This window comes from Chitinophaga sp. YR627, assembly GCF_900114995.1.
In the GTDB taxonomy this organism is placed as follows: Bacteria; Bacteroidota; Bacteroidia; order Chitinophagales; family Chitinophagaceae; genus Chitinophaga.
The window spans coordinates 510,384-523,919 of sequence record NZ_FOUX01000003.1; the positions used below are offsets into that span (position 1 = coordinate 510,384).

Annotated in this window: 13 protein-coding genes and 1 tRNA gene; 8 read left to right on the top strand and 6 right to left on the bottom strand. The window is 44.7% G+C overall.

What is annotated here, in order from left to right:
• Positions 1–198 precede the first annotated feature (198 nt).
• Entirely contained in the window at positions 199–663 is a 465-nt protein-coding gene (gene msrB / locus BMZ72_RS17520; RefSeq protein ID WP_089810617.1) for a peptide-methionine (R)-S-oxide reductase MsrB, read from the top strand.
• A gap of 56 nt (positions 664–719) precedes the next feature.
• On the opposite strand, the gene BMZ72_RS17525 is transcribed toward msrB, so the two are convergent.
• Positions 720–1,007, bottom strand: coding sequence for a YciI family protein (locus BMZ72_RS17525; protein WP_089810619.1), 288 nt, complete (start codon positions 1,005–1,007; stop codon positions 720–722).
• A gap of 264 nt (positions 1,008–1,271) precedes the next feature.
• Between BMZ72_RS17525 and BMZ72_RS17530 the strand changes: the two genes are divergently transcribed.
• Genes BMZ72_RS17530 through BMZ72_RS17545 form a run of 4 tightly spaced genes read left to right on the top strand, consistent with a single transcriptional unit; the run spans position 1,272 to position 5,337 of the window.
• On the top strand, positions 1,272–3,047 hold the full coding sequence (locus BMZ72_RS17530; RefSeq protein WP_089810621.1) for a DUF4836 family protein: 1,776 nt from the start codon (positions 1,272–1,274) through the stop codon (positions 3,045–3,047).
• Between the two features lie 29 nt (positions 3,048–3,076).
• Positions 3,077–3,805: an ATP-binding cassette domain-containing protein gene (locus tag BMZ72_RS17535; RefSeq protein ID WP_177222822.1), complete on the top strand. Its 729-nt coding sequence runs from the start codon at positions 3,077–3,079 to the stop codon at positions 3,803–3,805.
• Positions 3,802–5,001, top strand: coding sequence for an FtsX-like permease family protein (locus BMZ72_RS17540; RefSeq protein ID WP_089810625.1), 1,200 nt, complete (start codon positions 3,802–3,804; stop codon positions 4,999–5,001). Before BMZ72_RS17535 ends, BMZ72_RS17540 begins: the two co-directional genes overlap by 4 nt.
• 33 nt (positions 5,002–5,034) lie before the next feature.
• Complete coding sequence (locus tag BMZ72_RS17545; protein WP_089810627.1) at positions 5,035–5,337, top strand: Dabb family protein; 303 nt, start codon at positions 5,035–5,037, stop codon at positions 5,335–5,337.
• A gap of 99 nt (positions 5,338–5,436) precedes the next feature.
• Here the strand turns inward: BMZ72_RS17545 and BMZ72_RS17550 are convergent, their stop codons facing one another.
• The 3 genes from BMZ72_RS17550 to BMZ72_RS17560 are packed head-to-tail and all read right to left on the bottom strand — an operon-like array spanning position 5,437 to position 10,366.
• Positions 5,437–7,992 carry a DUF3857 domain-containing protein gene (locus BMZ72_RS17550; protein WP_089810629.1) on the bottom strand — a complete coding sequence of 852 codons (2,556 nt, stop codon included), beginning with the start codon at positions 7,990–7,992 and terminating at the stop codon, positions 5,437–5,439.
• A 16-nt stretch (positions 7,993–8,008) separates the two neighbouring features.
• A complete protein-coding gene (locus tag BMZ72_RS17555) occupies positions 8,009–9,070 on the bottom strand; it encodes a DUF2891 domain-containing protein (protein WP_089810631.1) in 1,062 nt (353 codons plus the stop codon).
• A gap of 48 nt (positions 9,071–9,118) precedes the next feature.
• Positions 9,119–10,366, bottom strand: coding sequence for an NAD(P)/FAD-dependent oxidoreductase (locus tag BMZ72_RS17560; protein ID WP_089810633.1), 1,248 nt, complete (start codon positions 10,364–10,366; stop codon positions 9,119–9,121).
• Between the two features lie 66 nt (positions 10,367–10,432).
• Here BMZ72_RS17560 and BMZ72_RS17565 point away from each other — a divergent pair, with 66 nt between their 5' ends.
• The 3 genes from BMZ72_RS17565 to BMZ72_RS17575 all read left to right on the top strand — a co-directional run bounded on the left by BMZ72_RS17565 (position 10,433) and on the right by BMZ72_RS17575 (position 12,116).
• Positions 10,433–10,744 (top strand): YbaB/EbfC family nucleoid-associated protein, encoded by a 312-nt coding sequence (locus BMZ72_RS17565; protein WP_089810635.1) that lies wholly within the window; start codon positions 10,433–10,435, stop codon positions 10,742–10,744.
• Positions 10,745–10,797: 53 nt separating this feature from the next.
• A tRNA-Thr gene (locus BMZ72_RS17570) sits at positions 10,798–10,870 on the top strand.
• 106 nt (positions 10,871–10,976) lie between these two features.
• The gene (locus BMZ72_RS17575; protein WP_089810637.1) at positions 10,977–12,116 is read left to right on the top strand and encodes a tetratricopeptide repeat protein; all 1,140 of its coding nucleotides are present in this window, start codon (positions 10,977–10,979) and stop codon (positions 12,114–12,116) included.
• On the opposite strand, the gene BMZ72_RS17580 is transcribed toward BMZ72_RS17575, so the two are convergent.
• Together BMZ72_RS17580 and BMZ72_RS17585 are read right to left on the bottom strand one after the other, a co-directional pair.
• The gene (locus BMZ72_RS17580; protein WP_255373226.1) at positions 12,082–12,774 is read right to left on the bottom strand and encodes a DUF2306 domain-containing protein; all 693 of its coding nucleotides are present in this window, start codon (positions 12,772–12,774) and stop codon (positions 12,082–12,084) included. The two genes, BMZ72_RS17575 and BMZ72_RS17580, sit on opposite strands and share 35 nt — an antisense overlap.
• Positions 12,752–13,507 carry a hypothetical protein gene (locus tag BMZ72_RS17585; protein ID WP_143087721.1) on the bottom strand — a complete coding sequence of 252 codons (756 nt, stop codon included), beginning with the start codon at positions 13,505–13,507 and terminating at the stop codon, positions 12,752–12,754. The genes BMZ72_RS17580 and BMZ72_RS17585 overlap by 23 nt, the downstream gene beginning before the upstream one ends.
• Positions 13,508–13,536: the final 29 nt, after the last annotated feature.

Here is a 13,536-nt window from a genome sequence, read left to right on the forward strand (position 1 = left end):
GCGGGCATCTGGAGCTGTGGGGATTATGTTAGTTACTTTATCCGGGATGTGGAAATATAATTTATTCACATCATTGTGTTGTTAACAAGACGTTAATCAATAATATTTTAGGGCATGAACTGGTGGAATCAGATAATTTTGAGCCTTTCCATATTAGTTAGCAACCGCACCTATTCTCAGGAGCCAAAAAATAAGTCTATGGAAGACCAGAAAAAGAGTGATGTATACTCAAGAACGGATACCAGCAAAGTGAACCTCACCAACGAAGAATGGAAAGAGCGCTTATCTCCGGAGGTATATAATATTGCCCGGGAAAAGGGAACCGAATGGGCATTTACAGGAAAATACTGGAACAGTAAGGATGACGGCACCTATTACTGTGCTGCCTGTGGTAACCCGCTGTTTGTATCAGATGCAAAATTTGAAAGTAGTTGTGGCTGGCCCAGCTTTTTTGAGCCGGTGACCAAGGGTAGCCTGATCTATGCGCCTGACAATACACACGGCATGCATCGCACAGAGGTAATGTGCGGACGTTGCAAGGCACATCTCGGACATGTATTCGACGACGGTCCTCCTCCGACTGGGTTACGCTACTGTATCAATTCCGTTATACTGGATTTTGAAAGAGCGAAAGAGGCCGAAAATAATTTTAATGGGAAATAGTAAGTCTGCGGATGCCTGATTACAGATATGGTTATTATACGTAATCAGGCATTTCGTTAGGAAAGATAAGACTGTAACTCGTTGACGTAGGATGTTGGCTCAAACTCGATGATCTCATACAATGCCAGCTGGTATTTATCCAGTGGATCTTCAGTCATAATTTGCTCTACTTCTTTACGGCTTGACGCTTTACAAATGATCAATCCTCCGGACTTGGGCTTACGACGTCCAGCCAGTATAAATTGTCCGCTTTTATAGAACTTATCAAGGAATGCTCTATGTTGCTCCATATAATGCTCTACGGCAGCTACCGGACGGATGTATTGTAAAAGAATTAAGAACATAACAGCGCTTCAATAATAGGATTTAGAATCATTTAGAGACCTCTTTATAGTGCAAAGGTATAAAACTATTGCAGCTTTTATTTTTATAATAATAGCGTAGAAATGAATGTCTTATCACACTATTTCCTGACAACCCCCAATGGATGCCCAAATGCTAATATATGAATAAAATCGCTAATTTATATTGGGCCCCTATAAGGTAGTAAACGAAAAAGAGAGTATTTTAGCGTCCAATTCACTCATTTTTAATTTTATCCCCCGATTATGACAAAAATGTTTTCCAAAGCTTTGTTAGCCGCATCGGCCGTCGCGATCCTGCTATCCTCCTGTTCCAAGGTACCGGAACAGAGCAAATACATTCCTAAGACAGCCAGCGTTGTTGTAAGCGTAAACAGTAAGGAAATCAGCAAGAAGCTGATTACCAACGGCATTACCATGGATAAACTTTTCGCCGCTGTACAGGAAAAGGATTCGCTCAGCGAAGCGCAGAAGTTCTGGAAGGATATTGAGAATTCAGGACTGGACCTGCAGGCTAATTCCTTCGTATCTGTTGTATATGGCAAGGAGGCGTCTTATGTGGCGCTGACTGGCGGTCTGAAAGATGCAGGCAAATTCGAAGATTACCTGAAAAAAAATGTCAGCAACTTCTCTCTGCAAACAAAGTCTGACTATAAATACATCCTGGAAGAAAAACAGGAAGCGGTAATCGCATGGAATAAAAGCACCGTTATCTACCTGAAAGGAACAGAAGGTGACGCTATGCAGAAAGCATTGCCTCCAGGTGCGATGCCTCCTGTGCCAGGTGGAGATTCTGACAGCGAAGAGTCTGCAGACTCTAATACTGCTCAACCGGCAGCGCTCGTTACCACAGAAGGGGCTCAGCAATGGGTAACTGAAGTAGATCACCTGTTCCACCTGAAAAAAGAAGAAACCGCTGGTTCTATTGAAGCGTTCAATGATCTGCTGAAAAATAATGCAGACGTTAGCCTGTATGTGAATCCGGAGCCCATCTACAGCGCACAGGCTGCTATGATGCCGGCTAACCTGAAAACACTGCTGGCTGGTTGTTATTACACAGGCGCGGTAAACTTTGATAAAGGTAAGATCGTTGTGGAAGGTACTTCCTACGTAGGAAAGGACCTGGCAGCTATCTACAAGAAATATGGCAACATGGAAGCTGATCTGGATATGCTGGAGAAATATCCTTCCCAGAATATCACCGGTTTCCTCGTATACGGCTTTGACTTCCGCATGATCGGTGATATCGTAAAAAGCACCGGCCTGGATGGTATCGCTAATATGGGGCTGCAAAGCTCTGGTCTGACACTGGACGATATCCTGAATGCATTCAAAGGACAACTGGTATTCGTAGCTTCTGACTTCGAAATGAAGAAAAAAGCAAGTCTGTATGACGGCGATTCCACCACTTCTCCTGAGTCTAAATGGGTATTTGCGATGAAAGTAGGCGACAAGGCTGCTTTTGATAAAGTAATGACCTCTCCGATGTTGAAAGGCTTCTTCACCAAACAGGGGGATGGTTATGCGCTGACGCAGAACTTCCCTGGTATGCCAGCTATCTCTATCACCGATAAACTGGTGACAAGTGCTTCTGATTCAGCATTATTACAGGAATACCTGGCTGGCAAAAGCAAAGCGGGTGGTCTGGATAATAGTTTCGTAAGCAAGATCAAAGGCAACCCAATGGGCGCTTATGTAAACTTCGAGAAGATCGTGAATAATATTCCGGATAGCGAAATTCCTGCAGAAGGCAGACCGCTGGCTGGTAAATTCAAGAATCTGCTGAAAGATATGACTGCTATCAGCAACTCTTTCGACGGTAAAACACAGCATTCTGAAATCGTACTGAACTTCAAAAATGAGAACGAAAACAGCCTCGTGCAACTGGTAAACCTGGGCACAGAAACAGCTAAGTTCCTGGAAGAATCAAAGAAAGCAGAAGCTGCTCCGCTTGATAGCGTTGTTGCAGCAGTAGATAGCGCAGCACAGGCTGCAGACGCTACTGAAGCAGGTAAAAAATAGTCTTATTAAAAAAGATAACGGAAATGTCCATGGCGGTACAACCACCATGGACATTTTCATTTGGAAAAAGCTCTATATTGAGTCATCATTTCAAGAACACCAGTTACATGCAGATACAGTTAGAAAACCTGGTGCCTGTTCCGCTGCGGGACAAGATCCTGCAGCGATCCTCAGATATCTGGAACAGGCAGATAACATTTACCCCGGGTAGTTTCATCAAAATAAAAGCGCCTTCCGGTACCGGTAAAACCACCCTGGTGCATTACCTGTATTATATCAGAACGGATTATACCGGTCAGGTACTGGTAAATGGTCAGCCATGGGCCTCCCATTCCAAAGCAACTATTGCGGCGATGCGACAGGAGCAGGTAAGCGTCATATTCCAGGATCTGCGTGTATTCGAACAGTTGACCGCCAGAGAGAATATTGAACTGAAAAGGGTTATGAACGGTCAGCCATACTGTACCGCTGAAAAGGTAGCGGAGATGGCTGCAAAACTGAATGTCACGCATGTGCTGAACCAGAGCGGTAGTACGCTATCTTATGGCGAACGCCAGCGTATAGCGATCATCCGGGCACTGGTACAGCCTTTTCAATGGCTGATCATGGATGAACCATTCAGTCACCTGGATGAGGAAAATGCACAACGTGCAGCACAACTCATAGCAGAAGAATGTAAAGCGCGTAAAGCAGGATTTATTTTAACAGATCTGGACAACGATACCAGATTTGCATATGATATACATTATAACTTATGATGCCATCCTTTTACCAGTTACTCAAAAAAATCATTCAGACCGGTATTGGCAGGTCCCGGCTTATCATGGCTGCCGGTGGATTAGGCATTGCCATGATATTGCTCCTGATCGCGATACAGGCTCATTCTGACTTTGACCAGTTGTTATACAGCCAGCAGAATGCGAATGAAAGCGCAGATTTTCTTGTGATCAATAAAAAGATCACAAATGCCATGATGGGGCAACGCGGACAAAGCGTGTTCACCGCTGCTGAAATCGCAGATATCAGGCAACAATCTTTTGTAGAAGCATTCGGATTTATTACCTCCAATCAATACAAAGTAACAGCCGCCGCACCTGGTGATCTGCATTTCTATACGGATATGTTTTTTGAATCTGTACCCGATTCTTTTATTGATGTGAAAAATGAAGAATGGAAGTGGACGCCTGCTGATAATACCATCCCTATTATCCTGCCAAATGATTTTCTCAACCTCTATAACTTTGGTTTTGCATTAAGTCAGGATCTTCCACAGATCTCACAGGAAACAGTGAAGGCAATCCCTATGAAAATAACCATCTCCCAGGGTTTGCTGACGCAGGAATTTACCGGACGTATCGTAGGGTTTTCTGACCGCATATCCAGCTTCCTGGTACCTGGCAGCTTTATGGAATGGGCGAATGGTAAGTTTGGTAATGGCGTGGCGGCATCTCCCTCCCGCGTGATCATCAAAACCAAAGATCCATCTAATCCGAAACTTGTAAAATACCTGGATGATAAGGGTTACAATACCAACCAGGATAAGATCAAATACAGCAAGACAAAAATGATCGTACAGACCATTGTATCTGTTATTGGCTTTTTTGGTGTAGTCCTGTTATTATTTGCACTGCTGGTATTCAGTATGTTCATCCAGCTGGTGATCGCAAGCTGTAAAAAAGAGATACAATTGCTGGTCACTTTAGGAACCGCACCCCGACAGTTACAGCGATACCTCATGCGTCAGTTCGTGCCCTTGTATATTGCTATCGGTATTGTCGCATTGGCGCTGGTCGCTGCGTTGCAATGGTGGGCCTCCGGACAGCTGGCCATATATGATATGGTCATCTCACCGTGGATCGCAGCTGGTACCGGTATCGCAGCTGTAATAGTAATTGTATTGGTCTATATTGTAAACAGGATCAATGTGCGGAAATACATTCATGCGATCAGCTGATAAATTGTTTCACATACTTAAACTATAAAGAAGATGTTTGTACACGTTGTAAATTTCTGGCTGAAGCCAGGTCTTTCAGAAGCAGATATTAAGAAATTTGAAGAAGGCGTACAGTCTCTGAAAGCAATTGAATCACTGGTGATGTTCAACGTAGGTAAGCCTGCTGCAACTGATCGTCCTGTCATAGACAAGAGCTATAGCTATTGCGAACTGACTGTATTCAATGATGAAGCAGGCCACGATATCTATCAGCAGCATCCTGTACATCTGGCATTTGTAGAGAACTGCAAACACCTGTGGGAAAAGGTATTGATCTATGATTCTGAAACGATCTGATTCGATTGATATTGGTTCGATGAATCTGTAGCAATAAAAAAGGCACTTCATATCATATGAGGTGCCTTTTTTTCAGATATCTCTGCTAAGAGACATTTTTTAATTACGCTCATATGGCATGATAAACGTTTCTTTTACCTGCCTTGATTTCAACATATACGGGATCAGTATAGCGGCTGCAATACATGCCTGCATAATGATCTGTATCGATGCATCTGCCCAGTCCTTTCTTTCGTAGACATAATTGAACGCCAGTATGTCTGCCAGATTGAACACCAGATAGAAGACGATAAACACCACCAGTGCTTTCGGGAATGTATCTCGTTTCTTCAGAAAAAGCGATACCAGCAACAGATTGAATACGAGCATACAGATCACGCCTGCCAGTTCGGTGACCAGCAGCAATTGAAGCAATGAAGTACTATGTGTGGCATTCGTGAGTTTATCCAGCTGTAACCAGATATTGTTGCTGAAAATATCCATATTGATCAGCGTATAAAAGGTATGCACCGGCATGACGAAAATACCAATAGCAACCAATACCAGGAAGCCGTTAATAGCAGGAGGGTAGTAGGCTGTCTGCGCGGGCTGAATTGATATTTTATAGAAGCGTAGTGCATGATGTGTAAATACGCCGGCAAAGAAAATGGTCAGTCCGATGATAAACCAGTTGATGCCCTGGGAAGGAGCTTCACTTTGTGCTTTTCCTTCCATATCCCAGTAAAAGACGAATCCCAGGAAATCATCTATCTTCTTTCTGTCTTTGATATAAGTATCCAGGAAGTTGACAGGAATATGGTCCTGATATGTTTCAAAAGTATAGTGTAGTGTGACGATATTGTCTTTTACGGAAGGGACGAAGTGAAGTGCATAATATGGATTCCTGATGTGCAGTTCTTCTTCGTTAATACTCCATGCAGAAGGCATTTCTATGGTAATGGTATAATCCTGTGAGAAAGGATATCTCATTTCCAGCGGAGCAGTTTTTTTATCTTCTTCTTCTGCATAGGCGGGTAAAACGTCACGTAACAGATTTGCTTTGACGTTGAAGTCAATGCGGTTTATTCTGGCACTGTCTGTTTTCCAGGGAGTATGTAACAGATAGTTCTCTCTTATTTCTATCCGGTCGTCATCTTCATTATCAATCACGCGGAGGGAAGAATCAATACTGACACTACCATAAATATTCTTGTAGTAGTTCAGGAATGTATTCTCATTATCCTTCCGGCTGCTGTTGGCCAGTAAGTCACGCTGATCATCTGCATATTGCATGGTGAAGATGGACGTAACGGAAAGTCTGCCTGCATTAGACTGGTCAGACGGTAGCTGAAAATGTTCATACACGACTGTTTTACCATTGGCAATATTCTTGACCGGTGTAAATCCATTTTTTCCAGCCGGATCAATGATCAGGCCCTGCTGAAAATCAGAGATGGTCAGCGCAGCAAGATTCCCCCGCTGGAAGCTGGTGGTTGCATCGATCCAGTAATCTTTGTCATTCAGTCTGGCATACACGATAGCGTGATCAAATATATCCGGCGCCGGCAGGAAATCGACTACCCGTCCCTTATTGTAAGAATCTACATAAGCCATGCTGGCGTAAATGCCGTTTGCTTTCAGGATAGTGGCGAGTAACAGCGATTTATCTTTACAATCACCGAAACGTTGCATGAGTATTTTATCCGGGGTATTGGGGCGATGTGAGTATTCCCCCATTTCAATACCCATATAACGGATGTCATCCTGCACAAAGCGGATGGCTTTCAGCATGTAGGTTTCTTTGTTCTTGTGCGACTCTCTTTTAAGTTCTGCGATCTTTGCTTTCAAGGCAGCACCAGGAGGGGGGATCTTATTCACACGGTCACCCCATTTGATCACTTCCATCCAGTCCCTGTATTCTGTTGCCTGTACTGTCGGATAGTTATCGTACCAGCTGGGTGCATCTTCTTCAGGTTCCGGCGCCTGTATGTTGGTCATTTCCCATTTATAGACCTGCATATTGTTGACCATCTGCCGGTCGGGCATTGGTGCGCCATTAAATGTTTTGAAGAAGAGCTCTCTGGAAGGATCTGTGATGATGCTTCTGTGAAAATTGACGATAGGACTCGGAGAGGCGAGATAAAACAGGCTGGTGAACTTATGTTCGAATATCGGGTTATTCCCCTCGATCGTATAAGCCAGTTCTATCTGGTCGCCTTTGCGTACATCTTCCAGGATATAGTAGGCGGTATAAAGACCGCTGTAAATGAATCGGGAGAGGTCGTCCTCCTGTTGCAGTATTTTGAATTTGGATGCCTGTAGCTGATTGATCAGTTTCCCTTTTCTGCGGATAAGGATTTTATGAAAGAGCAGCTTTTCGTAAACAGGGTCATAATCTACCTTGATCTCTGCGGCATTCTGAATACCAGCTTCAGAGACGATCTGTTTGATCTCATGACGGTATATCGCTGATTGTTCAACGTGCTGTTGTTCCTCAAACAATAGCATATAGTAACCGTTACTAACATCGCGGGCATCAGGCTCCTGCTTCAGGTCCGGTTTATAGGGAACCCGCCAGGAGGGTTCCGGTGTAATGGAAAAGTTTTTTTGCTGTGCACTGGACCTGGCAGTGACACAACACATGAATAAGATAAGGATCGGAAGTATCCGGTACATAGGGATAAGATAGGCATTAATTGTTCTCTGTGGTCAGCGCATATACTGCGAAGGAAGCCAGCCAGTGTTCTCCGGCATAATCGCCGCTGGCTACATGCGGGATGGCGGCTTCAAGGTGCAGATTCGCCAGACTGAGAATTGCTTCTCTGTTCTCCGTTGTATGACGGGCAATGCCATACAGGCACCAGGCTCTGCTCAGGTTTAATCCATACAGATGTACGAGTTTACCATCCGTGACATCTTTTACCTGCGCTACCTTGAAGGCAGTAATACCTTTGGCAAACAGATCAGGCAGGAATGCTTTGATCCATCGCTGATATTCAGCTGCCGGTAGTATACGCCACATCAGGTCTGCTTCTTCCAGACAGGGGGAAAGAAAGTCGTAGCCGCCCGGCTCCCAGGCAACAGGACAATTCTTATCAGCTGCATAGAAACGGATAGCTGCCTGACGGATCGCGTTCTGCAGATCAGTGTCTTTTGCGGTAACGGCGTAATCCCATGCGAGAGAAAGACCGAAAGCCAGATTGGTGTGTTCTCCTACACGAATAGGATACATCAGTTTACCCAGGAAGTCGATATATGATTTGGCAAACTGGGACGCCAGTGGTTGTAAATTGGCAGCTAGTTCTTTCCCCTGTGGGGTATTCCAGGTTAGTAGTTCCCGTTGAAGCTGTAATAACCAGCTCCAGCCGTAAATACGTTCGAAGCCTTTATTTTCCTTGTTCTTAAACAGTTCCTGTTCCTGCCGGATATTGGCAGCTGTCAGGTTCTGTGACAGTTTGGTCAGGATCTCTTTTTCTTTGGCCATACCAGGGAATGACTTGAGCAGGCGCACCAGCATCCAGTGACCGTGGACGCTGCTATGCCAGTCATAACAGCCATAAAATGCCGGATGATAGTTCTTTGGATTGATCACCAGGGAACTGTCGGAAAATACGACACCGGTCTTATAAGGAAACTCCTGCTGCATACAGCGGAGTGGTAATTCGGCCAGATGCGCAGCGCCCTGGGCGGTGAGGTCCAGTAAGCCGTTGCTTTTGCGCGTATAATATGCCTGTTGTGCAAATGATGCTGGCATGAGAAAGCCGGTTATAAGAGAAAGGAGAATGAGTTTTTTCTTCACTGTTTAGCGATTGAATAACAATTTTACGTAGAAGGATGGTTTAGCCAGTTTTTTACGCAGGTCTACTTCATAGAACATGCAGGACAGCAGTTCCTGTAATTGTTTATTACGGCTGCTGATCTTCATCAGGGTATTGAACAGCCATGGATATTTTACCAGTTTCTGGAGACGATGGCTCAGTTTCAGTTCCGGTCCGAGTATACGGTAGATTTCCGCGTCATATTTTGCCAGCTGTGCAGCAGAAGTATTATTTGCCTTCAGGGCTTCTGCGGCCTGTAAAGCAGCAATTCTGCCTGAGTATAGTCCGTTGCCGATACCTTCTCCCGTAAAAGGATCGATCAGGTAAGCAGCATCGCCAACCAGCATATAACGTTCGCCGGAAATGACACGTTGTTTACTACCCAGCGGCAGACCGTAACCTTCAATACCGCTGACCAGTTCCGCATCTTTGAAACGCTCTTTGAACACAGGGTCGTTTGCCACAATATCGAGCATAGACTTTTTCAGGTTCATCTTCTTTTTACGCACCGCTTCACTGAGTACGCCTACTCCTACGTTTGCTTCGCCATTAGGTAGCGGGAAGATCCAGAAATAGCCCGGTAACAGGTCCTTCAGGAAATGTAGTTCGATGAAATTGTCAGGGTTATTACCACTGACATTTTTATAGTAAGCGCGGATACCTGCCACATAGTGTTCAGGTTCCATTGTAATATTTGCGACTTCTTTTGTGAAGGAAGAATGCGCACCGTTGGCGATGATCAGCAGGTCTGCCTTTACTTTAAAATCATTGCTGCCGGTTACATAATAACCGTCTTCTTTCAGCTCATATTTATCAACAGTTACTCCTTCGAGTAGGGTGATTTCAGACCGGCGTTTGACCTCATCTACGAGGAAGTTGTCAAAGTCCATACGCTTGCACACATAACCTATCGGCGTCTCTTTGTGTTGCTGGTTGCCGCTGTTGTAATCCGGACGATAACCTACGTCCAGGCTATGTCTTCCGGGGGAGACAAAGGTCACGCCCCAGCTGTTCACTTTGAAGTTGGCTTCCCTGAGCCGTGTTGCAATAGCAGGATCTATTTTATTCAATGCCGTGATCACCTTCCCACTGAGACCGTCTCCACATACCTTATCGCGGGGGAACACAGCTTTGTCCACCAGGACACAGTGAATACCGAGTTGTGCCAGTTGAAGTGCGGCTGCTGTTCCCGCAGGACCTGCGCCTACAATACATACTTTAGTTTCCAACATCCTGTACATTTAAACTGTTAAGATAAAGAAAAGAGGAATATCTTCGCGCCTTAAAATCAACTGACCATGTTCGGAGACTTATTTGGAAAACTGCAGGAAGCGCAGTCTAAAATGAAAGAAAGTAAAGAGCGCCTCTCTCATATCACTGTGGATGGAGAAGCTGGTGACGGCGCTGTGAAGGTAGTTGTAACCGGTAATCGTGAGGTAAAAAGTATTGATGTGGCAGAGCATCTGCTGGAAAAAGATAATAAAGAAGAACTGGAAGATCTGCTGATCACTGCATTGAACCGCGCGCTGAAAAACGCAGAGAATGCATGGGAGTCAGAGATGAAAGGGGTTGCCGGCGGTATGCTGGGTCCTCTGGGTGGCTTATTCTAAGCCGGACCGCTGTGCGCTTTCAGGTCGACAGACCTATATTGCGATAACTGTACGCCAATCTAGCTCAGCTGGCAGAGCAACAGTTTCGTAAATTGTAGGTCGTGGGTTCGAATCCCATGGTTGGCTCTGTAGTAATGAAATTGAACCACCGGTAACACAACCGGTGGTTTTTTGCGTTTGGGCCGGATATATTAAGACTAGTTGTTATCTTTATAATATAAAGTATATTCCTATGCGATATGTTTTGCTGCTGGCTGCGGGCATCTCTCTTTTCGCCTGCACCTCCCCAACAAATAAGACAAAGACAAACACGGAGGAACAACCCGGAAAATCTGCTGATCTCAGCGAGGCACAGATCTTTGAAAAAGACATTGTTTTAAAGGCTGCACAAAATAGCAAAGGCAAGAACAAAGTCTCCGATAAATACTTCCTGGATGGGGTAGATATGTACCGGAACAAAAAAGATCCTGCAAAAGCAATCGAATTATTTAAACAGGCCATCTTCGAACAACCACAGGCAAGAGCCTATTTTGAATTAGGGAACGCCCTGGCTGACCAGGAAAATCTTCCGGATGCGGCAAGCGCTTATCAGCTTGCGGAAGCACTGGACTATAAACCGACCTCCAAAGTGCTGTATAACCTGGCTTGTGTTTATTCCAGAGCAAAAGACCGTAAGTCTGCTGAATATTACCTGGTATCTGCCATTGAATTTGGCTACAGCAACGTCAAGAATATCTTTGCTGATAAGGACCTGGAATATCTCCGCAGTACCGATGACTTTAATATGACTGTAACCACTGCCATCAGCGGGGCCACAGATCCTTCAAAGCTGCAATGGACCCTTTTCTGGCATGAGTTCAAACAGGTATCTTATCCACTGGTGCTCGACGAGCGTTATGGTGATAAGCTTGGTGAAGATTACATCTCTTATGAATATGAGCGTTTCGTTGCTGAAATGAGGGATAATGAGAAGTTCTCCCGCGAGGTAGGTTTTGAATTCTATCATGTTGGTCTGGCAAAAAACAGCGATAGTATCAAGACATTGATCTATGCCGTACGTAATGTGATCATGGGTGGTACGCCTCCGCCGGAATACTATATCGTTAGCTATGACGGACATGGAAAACTGATTGATAAGCTGCTGATCGGCGGACATAAAAAACTGTCAGAACCATTCCGCGTAGCGAAAATCACAGAGAACGGCAATATTGAAGTAGGACTGTTTTCACAGGTATATAAGAAGAATCCGGAAGAAGAAGGATATGAGGATAATGAGCTGGTGGAAAGTAAATTCCTCAATAAAGAATTCTATGCTATCTCAGGAGATGGTCACTTTGTTAAGAAGGACGCATTGCTGGGAATGCGGTTTTAAGATAACCCAGTCCCCGGCGGATGATCGCTTCTGCAACCAGCAGATTGAGTATCCAGCTTGACCAGGAGATGAGGATGTATGCCTGAACAGGGTGAATAGGCAGGTTGAAATAACCGATGAGGAAAGCATAAAAACGGAGTGAAACAGCGGAGAGCGTAAGCGCATAACTGCGGATCATCATATCGGTATGCCGTTTCCAGTTACGTTGCAGCGCATAACGCCAGCCAAGAAAAGTAAAGAGCAGCCATAGGGAAGCCAGTATGACAAAGCTGATCCTTGCCGGCAGACCGCCATTCGCATAAAATCCCATAATCAGTCCGGAAGGACCACTAAAGGCGAGTATAACTAATGCATATAATTTCCCGGACATGCGATGCAGTCCGGGAATTTTTTTTAGTATATAAATGCTGAATTGAAGGAGTCCTGTAAGCAGTACAATTACACTCGTAAAAACATGTACATAGAAACTGATACGCCAGTGCCGGATATGATACACCAGTTGTTTGGTGATCAGAAAATCTATATACCGGTCAAATGACGCGTAGGGCAGGCTTAATAGCAGCATCAGCCAGCAGGTGTAAAGGATCACAGTTGCGAACAGATAAAAGAGAATACGTCTGCTTACCGGCATCGAATCAATAGCTACTGTACATGACAAAGTTATCTCCCCTGATCTCTGCCATATCGCCTTCTCCGATGGTGGTATCGCCATCTGCTACAAACGCGGTAGAGCGGTTAGGATAGTTACTGGTAGCGGCCCAGTTCACAAACAACTGAAATTGTCCTCTTTTTTCCCAGGTCCCTTTCACGGTAATCATTTGTCCCGAGAAGGTAGAATCAGTGATCTTATCGTAGTAGTTCAGCTCACAGTTACCATCATTACGAAATTCAATATCACAATGATTGCCTGAATAAAAGCCGGGAATGTTATTAAAGTCTTTTGACAGTTTTTCAAGTACAAAAGTCTTAGTTGTCAGGCTTTTGGTATTGGTTGGCTTCCATGAACCGGAGGCTGTTGCCAGGGAGGTATCCATTTTCATTGTAAACACGCCATCAAATTCATGATCGCCAGGTTCTGACAGGGTAATTGCATAGGTGCTACCGTTGTCAGTAATAGTACCACTCAGGTTTCTTCTGAGTCCTTTATGCGTATTGTAACCAGCTATTTTGAATCCGCTGCAATAGTTGATGGTGATGTAAATAGGGCTGCCGCCAAAGTCGCCTTTATAGGTTCCCATAATGCGTGCCTCCATAGGCGTTTTTAATTCTACAACCGGAACATCTCCGGCTACTGCTGCGCTATCTGTAGAAGTGGTATCTGTAGCCGTGGGGTGGGAGCCGCATGCGCTAAGTAAGCATGCGCTAAGGAATGCTGTAATAACGTATTTCACAGGGTGTTTTTTTGTAAAGTAAGTAATAA

Bases quoted from the DNA above. Each gene is read 5' to 3' on its own strand.
- msrB (WP_089810617.1), top strand. From the start codon at position 199: ATGGAAGACCAGAAAAAGAGTGATGTATACTCAAGAACGGATACCAGC.
- BMZ72_RS17525 (WP_089810619.1), bottom strand. From the start codon at position 1,007: ATGTTCTTAATTCTTTTACAATACATCCGTCCGGTAGCTGCCGTAGAG.
- BMZ72_RS17530 (WP_089810621.1), top strand. From the start codon at position 1,272: ATGACAAAAATGTTTTCCAAAGCTTTGTTAGCCGCATCGGCCGTCGCG.
- BMZ72_RS17535 (WP_177222822.1), top strand. From the start codon at position 3,077: ATGGCGGTACAACCACCATGGACATTTTCATTTGGAAAAAGCTCTATA.
- BMZ72_RS17540 (WP_089810625.1), top strand. From the start codon at position 3,802: ATGATGCCATCCTTTTACCAGTTACTCAAAAAAATCATTCAGACCGGT.
- BMZ72_RS17545 (WP_089810627.1), top strand. From the start codon at position 5,035: ATGTTTGTACACGTTGTAAATTTCTGGCTGAAGCCAGGTCTTTCAGAA.
- BMZ72_RS17550 (WP_089810629.1), bottom strand. From the start codon at position 7,992: ATGTACCGGATACTTCCGATCCTTATCTTATTCATGTGTTGTGTCACT.
- BMZ72_RS17555 (WP_089810631.1), bottom strand. From the start codon at position 9,070: ATGCCAGCATCATTTGCACAACAGGCATATTATACGCGCAAAAGCAAC.
- BMZ72_RS17560 (WP_089810633.1), bottom strand. From the start codon at position 10,366: ATGTTGGAAACTAAAGTATGTATTGTAGGCGCAGGTCCTGCGGGAACA.
- BMZ72_RS17565 (WP_089810635.1), top strand. From the start codon at position 10,433: ATGTTCGGAGACTTATTTGGAAAACTGCAGGAAGCGCAGTCTAAAATG.
- BMZ72_RS17575 (WP_089810637.1), top strand. From the start codon at position 10,977: ATGCGATATGTTTTGCTGCTGGCTGCGGGCATCTCTCTTTTCGCCTGC.